This window comes from Kocuria sp. NPDC057446, assembly GCF_042802875.1.
Lineage (GTDB): Bacteria > Actinomycetota > Actinomycetes > Actinomycetales > Micrococcaceae > Kocuria.
The window spans coordinates 15,681-30,561 of sequence record NZ_JBHVDI010000029.1 but is presented as its reverse complement, the minus strand read 5'-3'; the positions used below and the strand labels follow the sequence as shown (position 1 = coordinate 30,561).

General features: G+C 73.8%; 16 protein-coding genes. 9 read left to right on the top strand and 7 right to left on the bottom strand.

Translation table 11 applies throughout. The features are described 5' to 3' along the window. Nucleotides 1-25: 25 nt before the first annotated feature. Both ACFU0Y_RS05795 and ACFU0Y_RS05790 read right to left on the bottom strand, forming a co-directional pair. Complete coding sequence (locus ACFU0Y_RS05795) at nt 26-586, bottom strand: TasA family protein (RefSeq protein ID WP_380213504.1); 561 nt, start codon at nt 584-586, stop codon at nt 26-28. Between the two features lie 215 nt (nt 587-801). Beyond that, nucleotides 802-1,497 (bottom strand): dienelactone hydrolase family protein, encoded by a 696-nt coding sequence (locus tag ACFU0Y_RS05790; protein WP_380213503.1) that lies wholly within the window; start codon nt 1,495-1,497, stop codon nt 802-804. A 163-nt stretch (nt 1,498-1,660) separates the two neighbouring features. On the opposite strand from ACFU0Y_RS05790, the gene ACFU0Y_RS05785 reads away from it, so the two are divergent. From ACFU0Y_RS05785 to ACFU0Y_RS05760, 6 genes are all read left to right on the top strand, one after another. Continuing rightward, a complete protein-coding gene (locus ACFU0Y_RS05785; protein WP_380213502.1) occupies nt 1,661-2,557 on the top strand; it encodes a peptidase in 897 nt (298 codons plus the stop codon). A 146-nt stretch (nt 2,558-2,703) separates the two neighbouring features. Continuing rightward, complete coding sequence (locus ACFU0Y_RS05780) at nt 2,704-4,962, top strand: esterase-like activity of phytase family protein (RefSeq protein WP_380213501.1); 2,259 nt, start codon at nt 2,704-2,706, stop codon at nt 4,960-4,962. A gap of 112 nt (nt 4,963-5,074) precedes the next feature. Further along, nucleotides 5,075-5,911 (top strand): DUF1524 domain-containing protein, encoded by an 837-nt coding sequence (locus ACFU0Y_RS05775; protein ID WP_380213500.1) that lies wholly within the window; start codon nt 5,075-5,077, stop codon nt 5,909-5,911. 346 nt (nt 5,912-6,257) lie between these two features. Further along, a complete protein-coding gene (locus ACFU0Y_RS05770) occupies nt 6,258-6,785 on the top strand; it encodes a PadR family transcriptional regulator (protein ID WP_380213499.1) in 528 nt (175 codons plus the stop codon). Further along, a complete protein-coding gene (locus ACFU0Y_RS05765) occupies nt 6,782-7,567 on the top strand; it encodes an ABC transporter ATP-binding protein (RefSeq protein WP_380213498.1) in 786 nt (261 codons plus the stop codon). Before ACFU0Y_RS05770 ends, ACFU0Y_RS05765 begins: the two co-directional genes overlap by 4 nt. Further along, nucleotides 7,564-9,792, top strand: coding sequence for an FtsX-like permease family protein (locus ACFU0Y_RS05760; protein ID WP_380213497.1), 2,229 nt, complete (start codon nt 7,564-7,566; stop codon nt 9,790-9,792). Before ACFU0Y_RS05765 ends, ACFU0Y_RS05760 begins: the two co-directional genes overlap by 4 nt. Nucleotides 9,793-9,928: 136 nt before the next feature. Here ACFU0Y_RS05760 and ACFU0Y_RS05755 read toward each other — a convergent pair whose 3' ends face one another. Continuing rightward, the gene (locus ACFU0Y_RS05755) at nt 9,929-10,837 is read right to left on the bottom strand and encodes a LysR family transcriptional regulator ArgP (RefSeq protein ID WP_380213496.1); all 909 of its coding nucleotides are present in this window, start codon (nt 10,835-10,837) and stop codon (nt 9,929-9,931) included. Between the two features lie 70 nt (nt 10,838-10,907). On the opposite strand from ACFU0Y_RS05755, the gene ACFU0Y_RS05750 reads away from it, so the two are divergent. After that, nucleotides 10,908-11,504, top strand: a complete 597-nt coding sequence (locus ACFU0Y_RS05750; protein ID WP_380213495.1) for a LysE/ArgO family amino acid transporter — start codon at nt 10,908-10,910, stop codon at nt 11,502-11,504. Nucleotides 11,505-11,529: 25 nt separating this feature from the next. Here the strand turns inward: ACFU0Y_RS05750 and ACFU0Y_RS05745 are convergent, their stop codons facing one another. Further along, nucleotides 11,530-11,913 (bottom strand): hypothetical protein, encoded by a 384-nt coding sequence (locus tag ACFU0Y_RS05745; RefSeq protein ID WP_380213494.1) that lies wholly within the window; start codon nt 11,911-11,913, stop codon nt 11,530-11,532. Between the two features lie 169 nt (nt 11,914-12,082). Between ACFU0Y_RS05745 and ACFU0Y_RS05740 the strand changes: the two genes are divergently transcribed. Both ACFU0Y_RS05740 and ACFU0Y_RS05735 read left to right on the top strand, forming a co-directional pair. Next, on the top strand, nt 12,083-12,580 hold the full coding sequence (locus ACFU0Y_RS05740) for a DedA family protein (protein ID WP_380213493.1): 498 nt from the start codon (nt 12,083-12,085) through the stop codon (nt 12,578-12,580). 90 nt (nt 12,581-12,670) lie between these two features. Further along, complete coding sequence (locus tag ACFU0Y_RS05735; protein ID WP_380213492.1) at nt 12,671-12,955, top strand: hypothetical protein; 285 nt, start codon at nt 12,671-12,673, stop codon at nt 12,953-12,955. A gap of 16 nt (nt 12,956-12,971) precedes the next feature. On the opposite strand, the gene ACFU0Y_RS05730 is transcribed toward ACFU0Y_RS05735, so the two are convergent. From ACFU0Y_RS05730 to ACFU0Y_RS05720, 3 genes are all read right to left on the bottom strand, one after another. After that, nucleotides 12,972-13,112: a hypothetical protein gene (locus ACFU0Y_RS05730; protein WP_380213491.1), complete on the bottom strand. Its 141-nt coding sequence runs from the start codon at nt 13,110-13,112 to the stop codon at nt 12,972-12,974. Between the two features lie 71 nt (nt 13,113-13,183). Beyond that, on the bottom strand, nt 13,184-13,759 hold the full coding sequence (locus ACFU0Y_RS05725; RefSeq protein WP_380213490.1) for an NADPH-dependent FMN reductase: 576 nt from the start codon (nt 13,757-13,759) through the stop codon (nt 13,184-13,186). Nucleotides 13,760-13,783: 24 nt separating this feature from the next. Further along, nucleotides 13,784-14,881, bottom strand: a complete 1,098-nt coding sequence (locus ACFU0Y_RS05720; RefSeq protein ID WP_380213488.1) for an FAD-dependent oxidoreductase — start codon at nt 14,879-14,881, stop codon at nt 13,784-13,786.

Here is a 14,881-nt window from a genome sequence, read left to right as displayed (position 1 = left end):
GTGCGGACCGGCCCCGCCGGGTGGATCACTGGTTGGTGGTGGTGGCCTTTGCCTGCACGGCGTCCCACGTGTAGGTGGCCGTGGCGGTCTTGCCCTGCTCGGTGTTGTCGGCGCTCTGGGCGAGCGTGACGCTGAACACGAACGTCTTGGCCTGGCCCGGGGCCCAGTCGCCCAGCGCCAGCGGACCGGCGGCGGTGAGCTCGCCGAAGGTGCCGGTCCACACCGGGGAGGTCGATCCGGACTCGGTGATGGTGAGCTTGAGGTTGGACTTCGTGGTGAAGCCGTTGCTCGCGGTCTCCGTCAGCTTGAAGCCGGCGCCGAGGGAGCCGGAGTTGGTGATGGTCACCGAGCCGTTGAGGGTGTCCCCGGGCTTCATGTTGTCGAGGTTGAACACTGCGGCGTTGGCCTTGGAGTTCGTCTGGGTGAGGGTGCCGGTGGTGAAGGCGTTGGCCGCGTTCACCGAGTTGGAGGTGAAGTCGGCGCCGGAGCCCACGGCGAGCGCGGCGGCGGCGGCGAGGCCGGCCAGGGGGACCAGGACGCGGTAGCGACGGGGACGGGAGACGGTGGCGACGGCGGTGGCGGTCATGGGAGGAGCCCTTCGTTCGGCGGTGCGCTGCGGTGGTTCGTTGACTCCAAAACTACGGAGCGCCGTTCCACCGCCCGGCCACAGATCTGCCTCCGGGAAGCCCCAGTTCCACCACGCCCGCCGCCGGGCGCCACCGTTCCCTACATCCTGGCAACAACCAGCGCCGCAGGGCGTTTCCCCTGGTGGGCGGTTCGGGGGACAGCCGTCGTCGTCGGCTACCGCACGTGCTCCTCGAGGAAGGCGACCGCGCGCTCCCAGGCCGTGGCCGCGGCGTCGGGACGGTGGTTCGGCCGGTTCCGGTCGTTGTGGAAGGCGTGCGGGGCGTCGTAGTAGTGGAACTCCACCACCGGGGCGGAGGACTCGCGGCGGAGCTGCTCCTCGAGCGCCTCGGCCTTCTCGACCGGATAGGACGTGTCCTCGCGGCCGTAGTGGCCCTGCACCGCCGCGCGCACCCCGTGGCAGGCGTCCGGCACGCCCTGGCCGACCCCGTAGAAGGGCACCGCGGCGCCGATCCGCCCGCCCTGGTCGGCGGCCAGGGCCAGGACGAACCCGCCGCCCATGCAGAAGCCGATCGCGCCCGCCGTGGAGCTGGTGACCGCCTCGTGACCGAGCAGGAAGTCGACCGATCCGGCGAGGAGCCGGACGCCCTCGTCCTCGGGCAGCCGGGACATCATCTCGGCGGCCTCCTCGCCGTCGTGGGTGACGGACCCGCCGTAGAGGTCCGGGGCCAGGGCCACGAAGCCCTCGGCGGCGAGCCGGTCGGCCACGTCCCGGATGTGGTCGGTCAGCCCCCACCACTCCTGGATGACGATCACACCGGGGCCGCGGCCGCCGGCCGGCAGCGCCAGGTAGCCGTGGGCCTGCCCCCCGGCCGAGGGGAAGGTGACGTTCTGGTGCGGGGTGGTCTGCACTGCGGTGCTCCTTCGGGTCCGGGCTGCGTCGGGCCAGTGTAGGCAGGAGTGGGGACGGACGGTTCCCTGTCACGCGCGGGAAAAACTCCCCCTCCATTGATTTGCTTTCGTACACTCAAAGGGATCGGTGCGACGGCCCGGTCCAGCACGGAAACCAGGACACATGCACCAGCCCGGTGGCGTCACGCCGCATCGGAGCGCCTCGCCCCGGACCCGCGACGAGCGCGCCGGGCGCCGCTCCGCCCGGCGGCCGGCGGTGCTCCCCCGGCGGCGCGGCCGGACGTGGCGGGGAGCCCCGGCCGTGGGCGTCGTGGTGCTGCTCATGCTCTGGTTCACGCCCGGGCTCTTCCAGGACTACGCGCTGCCGGTCATCCGCCCCTACCTGCCGAACGCGTCGGCGCCCCCGCCCGGGGTCGGCGCCGCCCGGGCGCCCCTCGGCGCACCCCCGGTGGTCGAGGACGCCGGGGGCTACCGCTTCATGGACTCCCCGGATCCCGGCCAGCCGATGGTCGCCTACGACCCGTGCCGGCCGGTGCACTACGTGGTGCGCCCGGACGGCGCCCCGCCCGGCGGTGGACAGCTCGTCGAGGAGGCCGTCGCCGAGATCGCCGCCGCCACCGGCCTGCGCTTCGTGGCCGGCGGGACGACGACGGAGGGCCCCGCCGAGCAGCGCGCGCCCTATCAGCCGGACCGCTACGGCCGGCAGTGGGCGCCTGTGCTCATCGCGTGGGCGGACGAGACCGAGCTGCCGGGGCTGGCCGGGAACGTGGTGGGCCTCGGCGGCAGCACGCCCCGGCAGGCGCCGGGGCGGCCGTTCGTCTACGTCACCGGCCAGGTGGTCCTGGACGCCCCGGGCCTGGCGCGGGTCCTGGAGCACCCGGACGGGGCGGCCCACGTCCGGGCGACCGTCGTGCACGAGCTGGCCCACGTGGTGGGGCTCGCCCACGTGGACGACCCCACGCAGATGATGCACCCCGCGGGCGGGGTCACGTCCCTCTCGGCCGGGGACCGGGCCGGCCTGGCGAAGCTGGGTGCCGGGCAGTGCGTGCCGCAGCTGTGAGCCGACCGTGCCGGCGCCGGGACCCCCGGCCCCGCTCCTGGAGCCCCAGGTCGGGCCACGATCGGTGAACACCCGGCGCGGGGTCGTTCGCCGTCATGTTCCCCGCTGGCCACCGCCCGGCCACGCCCCGGACCTACGCTCGGCGCATGCGCAGAGTTCCAGCAGCCGCCGCACTGGCCGCGGCCGTCCTCGTCATGACGACGCCGGGGGCCGTGGCCCATCCCGGCGGTCCGGGCGGGGGGCCCGCCACCGTGCCCGTGCTCGAGCAGCGCGCCACTCTCTCCGCCGACCATCTCGCCGAGGGCCCGCCGTCCGGGGCGGACGCGACACCGGCGAACGGCCGCACCGGCCCGTTCGACGGCCAGGTGATCCCCGGCTTCTCCGCCATGGTCGACAACGGCGACGGCACCTTCTGGGCCATGCCGGACAACGGCTTCGGCAACCAGGAGAACTCCGCGGACTTCCTGCTGCGGCTCTACCGCATCGCCCCGCAGTGGGAGACCGCCGAGGGCGGGGCCGGGGACATCGAGGTCCGGGAGCACGTGTCGCTGCGCGATCCGCACCACCGGGTCCCCTTCCCCCTGGTGCACGAGGACACGGAGGAGCGGCTGCTGACCGGCAACGACTTCGACGTGGAGTCCGTGGTCCGCCAGCCGGACGGCACGTTCTGGATCGGCGAGGAGTTCGGCCCCTTCCTGCTCCACGTGGACGCCGAGGGCGTGGTGCTCGAGGAGCCCGTGCCGCTGGCCGACGTCCGCGACGGCGGGACGGGCACGCTCGAGTCGCCGCAGAGCCCCTACCTCGAGGACGGGGAGCAGCCCGCCGTCGGCGCCAGCAAGAGCTTCGAGGCCATGGCCGGCTCGAGGAACGGCCGATACCTGTACCCGATCCTGGAGGGCGCCCTCGCCGACGACGACGACCCGCGCCGCCGGCTGGTCCTGGAGTTCGACACCAGGACGCGGGAGTACACCGGCCGCACGTGGGACTACGAGACCGACACCGACGCCAACCTCGTGGGCGACGCGTTCCTGACCCAGCAGAACCGGCTCCTGGTCCTCGAGCGCGACGACCTCGACGGCCCCGCGGCGGTCACCAAGCGGGTCTACGCCGTCGACCTCCGTCGCACGGAGGACTCCGGGCACCTCGAGAAGAAGCTGGTGGCCGATCTACTCGCCATCGACAACCCGGCCGGCATCGGCACCGGGACCTCTCCCGGCGCCTACGGCGTGAGCGAGCAGTTCTCCTTCCCCCAGCAGTCGGTCGAGGTGGTCCTGCAGCTGCGGGACGGCCGCCTGCTGGTCGGCAACGACAACAACTACCCGGGCAACGACGCCCGCCGGCCCGGCACCCCGGACGACACCGAGCTCATCGTGCTGGGCCGCGAGCGCCTCCGGCCCGGGGCCGGGACGGGCACCGAGGTGATCGGGCACCGCGGCGCCTCCGGCTACCGGCCCGAGCACACGCTGGCCGCCTACCAGCTGGCCATGACCCAGTGCGCCGACCACATCGAGCCCGATCTCGTCCCCACCAAGGACGGTGAGCTCGTCGCCCGGCACGAGAACGAGATCGGCGGCACCACGGACGTGGCGGACCGCCCGGAGTTCGCCGAGCGGCGCACCACCAAGGTGGTCGACGGCACCGAGGTCACCGGCTGGTTCACCGAGGACTTCACCCTGGCCGAGCTGCGCACCCTGCGCGCGCAGGAACGGATCCCGGAGCTGCGCCCGGGCAGCACCGCCTTCGACGGCCTCCATCCGGTCCCGACCTTCGAGGAGGTCGTGGACCTGGCCCGCCGCTCGCGGACCTGCGACGGCGAGCCCATGGGGATCGCTCCCGAGCTCAAGCACCCCACCTACTTCGACTCGATCGGCCTGTCCCTGGAGGAGCGGGCGGTCGAGGTGCTCGAGGCCAACGGCTACGGGGACGAGGAGGACCCGGTGGTCCTGCAGAGCTTCGAGACCGCCAACCTGCGGGAGCTCGACGGACTGACCGACGTCCGCCTCGCCCAGCTGGTCAACTGCTCGGGCGCGCCGTTCGACCTCGCCGCCGCCGGTGACCCGCGCGGCTACGCGGACCTCACCACGGCGGAGGGCCTGACGGAGATCGCGTCCTACGCCGACGTCCTCGGCGCGTGCAAGGACGTCATGATCCCGCGGGAGGCCGACGACACCCTCGGCGAGCCGACGGCCGTCATCGCCGACGCCCACGCCGCCGGTCTCGAGGTGCACGGCTGGACCTTCCGGGCGGAGAACGTCTTCCTGCCCGCCGAGCACCGATCGAGCGCCGATCCCCGCGAGCACGGCGACCTGGCGGGCGAGATCAGGGCCTTCGTGGAGGCCGGCATGGACGGGCTCTTCTCCGACCACCCGGACCTCGCGGTGGCGGCCGTGGAGGACCTGCCCTGACGACGGCCGGCCGACGCGTGCCGGGGGCCGGCCGGACCGGGCGGCCCCTCCGCAGCCCGGCCGACCTGCGAGAATGAGACCTCCGGGAGCACCGACAGGAACGGAGGGGGACGTGCGCAGGTTCGAGCCGGCCCGGACCCGTGTGCTCGTCCCGCTCACCCTGGCCCTGGGCGTCCTGGCCGGGTGCACGCCGCAGGCCGTGGAGGCCGTCTCCCCCGCCGCACGGGCCCTCGCGGCCCTGCCGGTCGAGGCCGCCGGGGACGGCGCGGACTACGACCGGCTCGCCCGGTTCGGGGACTGGGCCGATCCCGACGGCAACGGCTGCGACGCCCGCAACGACGTCCTGGCCCGGGACCTGACCGGTGACGTCCTCGACCGCGACGGGTGCAGGGTCCTCTCCGGGACCCTCGAGGACCCCTACACGGGGCGGACCATCGCGTTCCGGCGCGGACCGCTGACCTCGTCCGACGTGCAGATCGACCACGTGGTGGCCCTGAAGGACGCGTGGATCTCCGGGGCGGACCGGCTCACCCAGGGCGAGCGCACCGCCCTGGCCAACGACCCCCTGAACCTGCGCGCCGTGGACGGGCCGACCAACGGGGAGAAGTCCGCCTCCGACGCCGCCGCGTGGCTGCCGCCGAACCAGTCCTTCCGCTGCGAGTACGTGGCCACCCAGATCGCGGTCAAGACCCGCTACGAGCTCTCGGTGACGGCCCCCGAGCGGGACGCGATGGCGGACGTGCTGAACGGGTGCCCGGACCAGGAGGTGCCCCGCGACGTCCCGCCCGCCGGGAGCGCCGGCGCCGCGGGACCGGCCCCGGTGGACGAGGTGTACTACCCCGACTGCGCCGCCGTGCGCGCGGCCGGCGCGGCACCCCTGCGCGCGGACCAGCCCGGTTACCGCCCGGCGCTGGACCGGGGCGGGGTCGAGGGTCTGGCCTGCGAGTGACCACGGGCGCCGTCCGTGCGGCCGAGGAGCTCGATCCGTGGCAGACGGGTCGCACGGGGGCGGGTCAGCGCGTCGTAGTGCTCGGCGGTGAACGTCCCCGCGCCGATGAGGTCCCGGTGGACGACAGCCGGCAACGGGGCAGACAGCTCCTCGGCACCGCGCAGGTCGAGCTCGTCGACGGAGGCGCGGACCGCGTCCGCGGTCCCGCCCCACCGGCCGCTGCGATCGGTCTTCTCGGCGGGACGGGGTGGGCATGCCGGTCAGCATGGCCGCCGACGCGACACACCCGTCGCGTCACGGCAATGCCTCTTCACTCCGTGTAGACATCGGGTGTATAGATAGGAGCATGAACAATGCGCTCACCCTGCTGGGGCTGCTGCGGCGGGAGCCCAGCTACGGGTACGACCTCAAGCACTCCTACGACCGGTACTTCGGCTCGCAGAAACCGCTGGCCTTCGGCCAGGTGTACTCCACCCTGGCCCGGATGATCCGCGACGAGCTCATCCGAGCCCTGGGCGAGGAGCCGGGGGCGGGTCCCGACCGGAAGAAGTACGAGATCACCGAGGCCGGACGCGCCAGGGTCCAGCAGTGGCTGTTCACCCCCGAGGTGCCCGCCCCGACCCTGCAGAGCGAGCTGTTCGCCAAGACCGTGGTCGCCCTGCTCGTCGACGACGACGCCCAACGCCTGCTGGACGCCCAGCGCGCCGAGCACATGACCCGGATGCGGGAGCTGACCCGCCTCAAGCGCGAGGGGGATCTGCTGCAGGTGCTGATGTGCGACCACGGGCTCTTCCACATCGAGGCCGATCTGCGCTGGATCGAGCTCACCGGCGCCCGCCTGACCCAGCTGAAGAAGGAGCTGTTGACCGCATGAATCCCACCTCCGCCCCCGCCGCCTCTGCCGTTCCGCCCTCCCCGGCGGCCCTGCTGTCGGTGCGCCAGGTGCGCAAGGACTTCGGTGCGACTCCGGCCCTGCGCGGGATCGACCTGGATGTGGCCCCCGGGGAGGTGCTGGCCGTGATGGGGCCCTCCGGGTCGGGGAAGTCGACGCTGCTGCACTGCATGGCCGGGGTGCTGGCCCCGGACCGGGGCACCGTGACCTACACCCGCCCGGGCGCCGGGAGGGCACCGGTGGTGCTCAGCGCCCTGGACGAGGCGGCGCGCTCGGGACTGCGGCTGCGCGAGTTCGGCTTCGTCTTCCAGTACGGGCAGCTGCTGCCCGAGCTCAGTGCGGTGGACAACGTCACCATCCCGCTGCTGCTGGCCGGCACCCGGCGCCGTGCCGCGAGATCGGCAGCCACCGAGCTGCTGGCACGGCTGGGCCTGGCTGGACAGGGCGAGAAGCATCCCGGCGAGCTCTCCGGGGGTCAGGCCCAGCGGGTGGCGATCGCCCGGGCCATGGTGGGCGCACCGGCGGTGCTGTTCGCCGACGAGCCCACCGGGTCCCTGGACTCCCTGGCCTCGGAGACCGTGCTGGAACTGATGCTCGAGCTGGTGCGCGAGACCGGGACCACGGTGGTGATGATCACCCACGACCCGCGCACGGCCGCCTACGCCGACCGGGAGGTCATCGTGCGCGACGGCACGATCACCACCGGTCAGGCCGTGCTCGTCCACGAGCCCGCGGGCGGGACCGATCGGGGGGCCGCGGCATGAACCCGGTGATCGCCCGGCTCGCCCTGGCCGGTGCGCGCTCTTCTGCGGGACGGCTGGCCGGGATCGCCGGCGGGGTGGCGATCGGGGTGTGCCTGATCCTGCTGCTGTGGGGGGCCGCCCAGGGGCTGACCGATCGTGATCAGCGCGCCGCGTGGCTGCGCACCGAGGGTGAACCCGCAGCCACCATGGCGGTGGAAGCCGACGGGATGACGCCGGCCGGGGACCCCGAGCAGATCCCGCTGACCGCGGACACCGTCCTGCTCGGCCGTGCCGACGACTTCTTCCGGGACCGGCTCGTCCAGCGCCGCGACATCGCCGCCGCCGGGGACTCCACCGTGGCGATCCCCGGCATCGCCGCCGCCCCGGAGCCCGGCACCTACTACGCTTCCCCGGCCCTGCAGCAGCTCATCGAGTCCACCCCGGCCGATCAGCTCGGGGACCGCTACGGCACCTACGCCGGCACCATCGACGACAGCGCCCTGGCCGGACCGGATTCGCTGGTGGTGATCACCGGAGCCACCGAGGAACAGCTCCGTCAAGGACAGCTGGTCTCCCTGGTCACCGACTTCACCACCAACCCCTACGGGGACAACGCCGCCACCTACCGCACTTTGATGGCCCTGGGCGGGATCGCGGTGCTCTTCCCCGTACTGCTGCTGATCAGCACCAGCACCCGGCTGGGCGCGGCCCAGCGGACTGAGCGCTTCGCGGTCCTGCGGCTGATCGGGGCCGCCCCTCGCACGGTGGCCGGCGTCGCCGCCGTCGAAACAGCCGTCCCCAGCCTTCTCGGCGCTGTACTGGGGGCTGTGATCGCCAGTCTCCTGCGCCCTGGAGCAGCTCGGATTCCGGTCAACGGGAACAGGTTCTACGCCCAAGACCTCGTGACCGGACCGATCTCGGCCCTGCTGGTGATCGTTCTGGTCGTGGTCGCCGCCACCGCAGCGGCCGCCTGGGGAACCGCCCGCGCCGGAATCGGGCCGCTCGGGGCGGCCCGAGCACGCCCGGAACCCACCCCCACCGCTGTGCGCGCACTGCCCCTGGCCGCCGGGCTGGTGGCGATGGCCACCGCTGCTGCCCTGGTCGGCACCGAGACGCAGTGGAGCTATGCCATCGTCGATCTGCTGCTGGTCGGCGGATTCGCCCTGACTGCGGTGGGGCTGGTCCTCATCGGCCCCTGGCTCACCTTGCTGGTGAGCCGGATCGGCCTGGCTCGGGCCTCCAGCGCGGCCGCGGTGATCGCCGCCAGCCGGATCCGCCACACCCCGGTGGCGACCTTCCGCGCAGTCTCGGGACTGGTCGTGGCCGTGTTCATGGTCTCCGTCTTCGCCGGGGCCTCCAGCGCCGTTGCCTCGGCCACCGCACCCGAGGACCAGCCCGGGGTGCTGGCATCGACCAGCCTGGTGACCACCTTGGAGACCGAGGACCAGCCAGTGCCGGTGGCCCAGCTCCTCGAGGACCTTCGAGGGCTGACCGGGGTGCAGGACATCGCAGTCGGCTACGCCACCGAGGCGCTGGACACCGGGATGGTCGTGGAGATCTACTTCCCGCGCTCTGCTGCTCCCGCCCTGGGACTCGACCGCGTGCCCGCCGACTCGATGATCGCCGTGGACCCCGAATTCCTGGCGCCCTACAACAGCGGACCACTCCCGTCCCGGTCCGCCCCCGTGGAGGATCTGCACGGGCTGGTGCCCGTGTCAGTGGTCGTGAGCACCGACGGGTCCTTCGAGGCGATCGACCGGGCTCGCACGACCCTGAACACCTCCGGCGTCACAGCCCAGCCCGCCGGCTCACGGGCCGACGCCACCACCTCGGGCACGACCCGGCTGGTGCACGGCCTGGCTGTGCTGGCCTACCTCGGGACGTTCCTCGCCGTGACCATCGCCGGAATCTCACTGGCCATCGCCACTGCAGGCGCGATCATCGACCGGCGGCGCGCACTGGGACTGATGCGGTTGATGGGCATGCCCGTCTCCGCGCTGCGCGGAATCATCGTCCGCGAGGCCGCCGTGCCGCTGCTGTCGGTGCTGCTGCTCTCCGCCGGCCTGGGATTCTTCGTGGCCTGGCTGGTCGTCACCGGCCTCAGCGACGACTACTCCATCACCTGGCCCAGCCCCACCTACTTCATCACCCTGGGCCTCGGCATGGCCCTGGCCCTGGCCGCGGTGGCCATCACCTTCGGCCTGCTCCGGACCCACACCTCCATCACCACCACGCGCTTCGCATAGGAACAGCGCCGGCCGGTTCCCCGCACACGACGAGCGCCATGGCCGGCCGCCGCGCCGGGATCATGGTGAGGGCCGACGGGGGATCGGACCGCCGGGTCCGAGCCTGCGGCCGCACCCGGCCCACGGGCCGGGCCGCCTAGATCGGCGGACCGGCCCCAGGGCCGTCCTGCGCCGTGCTGCGCAGGTGCGCCCGGCCGACCCGGCGGACGCACTCGGTGATGCGGTGCAGCCGCTCGGAGTCCAGCGCCCAGCTCTGCCAGTAGAGGGCGACGTCGTGGTGCGCGTGGTCCTCGAGCAGCTCCAGGGACCCGTCGGCGAGCTCCGTGCCCAGCTGCAGCTCCGGGAGCATCCCCCAGCCCAGGCCGGCCCGCACGGCGGCGAGGAACCCCTCGGCGGACGGGACGGTGTGGGTGGGCGGGGACCGGTCGACGCCGCGGGTCCGCAGGGCGTGCAGCTGCAGGTCGTCCTTGGCGTTGAACCGGAGCACGGGCATGTCCGCCCAGTCGGCCCCCGCCCCGGTGCCGAACCGCCGGCGCAGGGCGGGGGCGGCGACGGGGACGTAGCGCATGAAGCCCAGCCGCTCGAGCCGGCACCCGCTGACGGGGGCGGGGTCCCCCGTGACGGCACCGATCACGTCCCCCTGGCGCAGGAGCCGGCTGCTGTGGTCCTGGTCCTCCACGTGCAGGTCCAGGGTGGTGTCCGACCAGCCGGCGGCCTCCTGCAGGACGGGCACGAACCAGGTGGCCAGGGAGTCGGCGTTGACGGCCACCGGGGTCACCGTCCGGGACGAGACCCCGTCACCCAGGGCGTGCAGGGCCTCCGCCTCGAGGACCTGCACCTGGCGGGCGGTGCGCAGCAGCACGGCTCCGGCCTCCGTGGGCGTGCAGGGCACCCCGCGGCGCAGCACGACCTGTCCCACAGAGGCCTCCAGGGCCTTGATCCGCTGGCTGACCGCGGAGGGGCTGATGTGCAGGGCGTCCGCGGCCGCCTCGAAGGTGCCCTCGTCGACGATCGCGGTCAGGGCGCGCAGGTGCTCCAGGTTCATGAAGCACAGCTTACGAACTCGTGGAATCTTTCGTTTGTCTGCATCTGGCGCGCTGGCTACCGTCGAGGTCATGTGGAGCATCTGGGGCACCGGGTTGATGAGCGGGCTGGCACTGATCGTCGCCCTCGGCGCGCAGAACGCGTTCGTGCTGCGGCAGGGCATCCGCCGCGAGCACGTGGGCGTGGTGGTGGCGCTGTGCGCGGTCAGCGACGCGGTGCTGATCCTCGGCGGCACGGCCGGGATCGGTGCGCTGGTCTCCCGGTTCCCCGAGGCCCTGGTCGTGCTCCGCTGGGGCGGCGCCGCCTATCTGACGTGGTGGGCCGTGCGGTCCTTCCGCTCGGCCCTGACGCCGTCGTCCCTGGCCGCGGAGGCCCCGCGGTCCCGCGGCTCGGTGATCGCCACCACCCTGGCCCTGACCTATCTGAACCCGCACGTCTACCTCGACACCGTGGTGCTGCTGGGCAGCCTCGCCAACCAGCACGGTCCCGACGCCCGGTGGGTCTTCGCCGGCGGGGCCGTGGCGGGCAGCCTCGTGTGGTTCTCCGCCCTGGGCTACGGGGCCCGGGCGCTGTCCGGGGTGCTCAGCAGCCCGCGCACCTGGCGGGTGGTGGACCTGGTCATCGGCGTGGTGATGCTCGCCCTCGCCGTGAAGCTGGCCCTGGGCTGAGCCGCGGCCCCGGTCCGCGGCCGGCCTAGGACTCCTCGGCGGACCGGGTCGGCGCCGGGTCGTCCTGCACCGGCGGCAGCTCCTCGGTGACGGCCTCGTCGGCGGGCTCCTCGGCGACCGGCTCCTCGGTGACCGGCTCCTCGGCCGCCGGTTCCCTCGCCGCCGCCGCGGCCCAGGAGGCCCCGGGCTCCCGGGGCACCCCGGCGGCGAAGGCCTGCCGGACGGCCTCGGCCTGCTCCTCGGCCCCGGCCTGCTCGGCGGCGGCGATCACCGTGGCGAACGCCTTCGTGTCCTGGACGAGCTCGGTGATCGTCTCGGGCGAGTCCACGCACCAGGCGTAGGCCGTCGCGTAGTCCACGGGACGGCCGCCGGCGGTCACGGTCCCGTGCTCGTCGATCTCCACGCTCATGCGTCCTCCTCGATCGGGGCGCCGGCTCCGCGCCGGGCCGGGCGTACCGCGAGAGTACCCCCGGGCGGGGCGGCGGGACCGGAGGGCGGCGCCGTCCCGCCCGAGCCGCCCTGCCCGCAGCGACACCCTGTCGTCAGCACATGTCGGGCCCGCTCCCTACACTGGACGGGTGCAGGCCTGGCTGGAGTCCCTCCCCCTCGGGGCCGCGATCCTGTTCTTCTGGGCCGGGGCCATCGTGCGCACCACCACCGTCTTCGCCCTGGGCCGCGCCGCCGCCACCGGCGGGAGCCGGCGCTCGGAGCGCATCCGCAGGCTCATGGACACCGCGGTCTACCGGCGGGCCCAGCGGCTGGTGCACCGCTGGGGCGTCCTGGCCGTCCCGGCCTGCTTCCTGACCGTGGGCCTGCAGACCGCCGTCATCCTCACCACTGCCGTCACGGGCATGCCCCTGCGCCGCTGGATCCCCGCGATGCTCGTCGGCACCCTCATCTGGGGCGTCGTCTACGGCACCGTGGGCATGGCGGTCGTCTGGGCGTGGCTGGAGCAGCCGTGGGTGGTCGCGCCCGTCGTCGTCGTCGCGCTCCTGCTGCTCCTCGGCCGCGGGCTCCGCGGGCGCTGCCGGGCCCGCGGTGAGCGCCGCACCACGGACCTGCCGGTCTCCCGCTGAGCCGCCTCGGCACCGGATCCCAGCGAACTCCGATGAACGCGGAGTAGTGTTCCGGCAGTGATGTCACCGATGCACACCCCAGTTCCCCACATGTTCGCCGCCCCGGTCTACGCCGCCGAGCGGCTCCTGGCCGAGGCCATCCACGACGAGCACGTCAGCGTCGACGCCGTGGTCGTCCTCGACGCCCTCGCCGAGCACGTCACGGCCGTGGAGGCCCCCGCCCTCGCGGCCGTCGCCGAGAACGCCCAGCTCAGCTGCGAGGAGCTCACGGCCGCCCTGGGCGACCTGGACGACCTCGGCTACCTCCAGGAGCTGGCCGAGCACGCGCCGCCCCTGTCCGCTCTCCGCGCCTCGCTCTTCGGCACGGCCGCCTGAGCCCAGCGGGACGGACTCAGTCCTGCTGCTCGGACTCCTCGTTCTTCGCGTCCCCGTGCTCGTGCGGGACCGGGGTCATCTCGGTGGTCATGTCGGCGTCGTCGTTGGAGGCGGCGTCCTCGATGGGGTCCGGGCTGGAGGTGGGCTGCTCGCTCACGGGGGTGCTCCTTCGTCGGGATGAACTGCGCCGCGTCGGCGCAGTGTCCCCAGACTACGACGACGCCCTGCTCAGCCGGCGCCCTCCGCCGGGGCGCGCAGCGGCGCGAGGGCGGCGGACCAGGCCACGACCTGGTCCAGCATCGTGGCCAGCGAACGCCGGTGGTGCTCGGCCGGGGTGAACGTGCGGTAGTGCTCGAAGTCGGTCCGCAGGGACAGCGACACCTGTTGGCGCACGTCGGCCAGCTGCAGCTCCCCGGCCACCTGCCGCAGCTGCTCCACGGCGCGCACGCCGCCGGCGGTGCCGTAGGAGACGAAGCCCACGGCCTTGTTGTTCCACTCGGCGTAGAGATAGTCGAAGGCGTTCTTCAGCACCCCGGGCACGCCGTGGTTGTACTCGGGGGTGACCACCACGAAGCCGTCGAAGCGATCGATCGTGGCCGCCCACCGCTTGGTGTGCTCGTTCTGGTACTGACCTGCCGAGGGCGGCACCGGCTCGTCGAAGTGCGGCAGGGGGTGCTCGCGCAGGTCGAGGAGCACGAACTCTGCGTCGCCGCGCCCGGAGGCGTGGGCAAGAACCCAGCGGGCCACGTCCCCGCCGTTGCGGTTCGGCCGGGTGCTGCCGAGGATGATGCCGATGCGGACCATGACGGTCCCTCCCGGAGTTTCGGATCAGGTGCTGACAGTGACAACACGTGCTGCGGCCCGCTGCTTCCCGTCCGGAGCCGCGGACAGCAGCCGCACCGCCTCGCGGGCGGCCGCCCGTCCCGCGCGGGTGGCACCGAGGGTCGAGGCCGAGGCGCCGTAGCCGACCAGCAGCACCCGCGGATCGCGGAGCACCCGCACCCCGTCCATCCGGATGCCGCCGCCGGCCTCGCGCAGCCCCAGGGGCGCCAGGTGGTCCAGGGCCGGACGGAAGCCGGTGGCCCACAGGATGGCGTCCGCCCGCACCTCCCGGTCGTCGGTGAGCCGGATGCCGGCGGGCGTCACCGCCCGCAGCGGCCCGGCCGGGACGAGGATCCCGCTCTCGATCCCGGCACGGTACTCCGGGGTGAGGGGCAGACCGGTGGCCGAGACCACGCTGGCCGGCGGAAGCCCCGCCCGGGTCCGCTCGTCGACCCGGCGCTCGACGTCCCGCCCCCAGTCGGGATCGAACTCCCGGTCCGTGAAGCGCGGGGGCCGGCGGGTGGTCCACGTGGTGGTCGCGCCCGCCGCGGCGAGCTGGAGCAGGAACTGCACGGCCGAGGTGCCGCCGCCCACGACCACCACGTGCCGGCCCCGGAACTCCTCCGCCGAGCGGAAGTCGTGGGTGTGCAGCTGCCGCCCCCGGAAGGACTCCCGGCCGGGGTAGTACGGCCAGTGGGGGCGGTCCCAGGTGCCGGTGCCGTTGATCACCAGCTCGGTCCGCCAGGTGCCGGCGTCCGTCACCACGTCGAGCGGCCCGTCGCCGGACTCCCCCTCGACGCGGCGCACCGCGACGGGCCGGTGGACCGGCAGCCCGAAGCGGCGTTCGTACTCGCCGTAGTAGCGGGCGACGACGGCGGAGGCCGGCTCGGCCGGGTCCGGCACCCCGAGGGGCAGTCCCGGCAGGTCGTGGATCCCGTGCGCGCCGCCGAAGGTGAGCGAGGGCCAGCGGTGCCGCCACGCGCCACCGGGACCGGGGTTGGCGTCGAGGACCACGAAGTCGTCCTCCGGGGCCAGACCCCGGCGCCGCAGGTGGTGGGCCGCGGACAGCCCGGCCTGCCCCGCCCCGATGACCACGACCTGCAT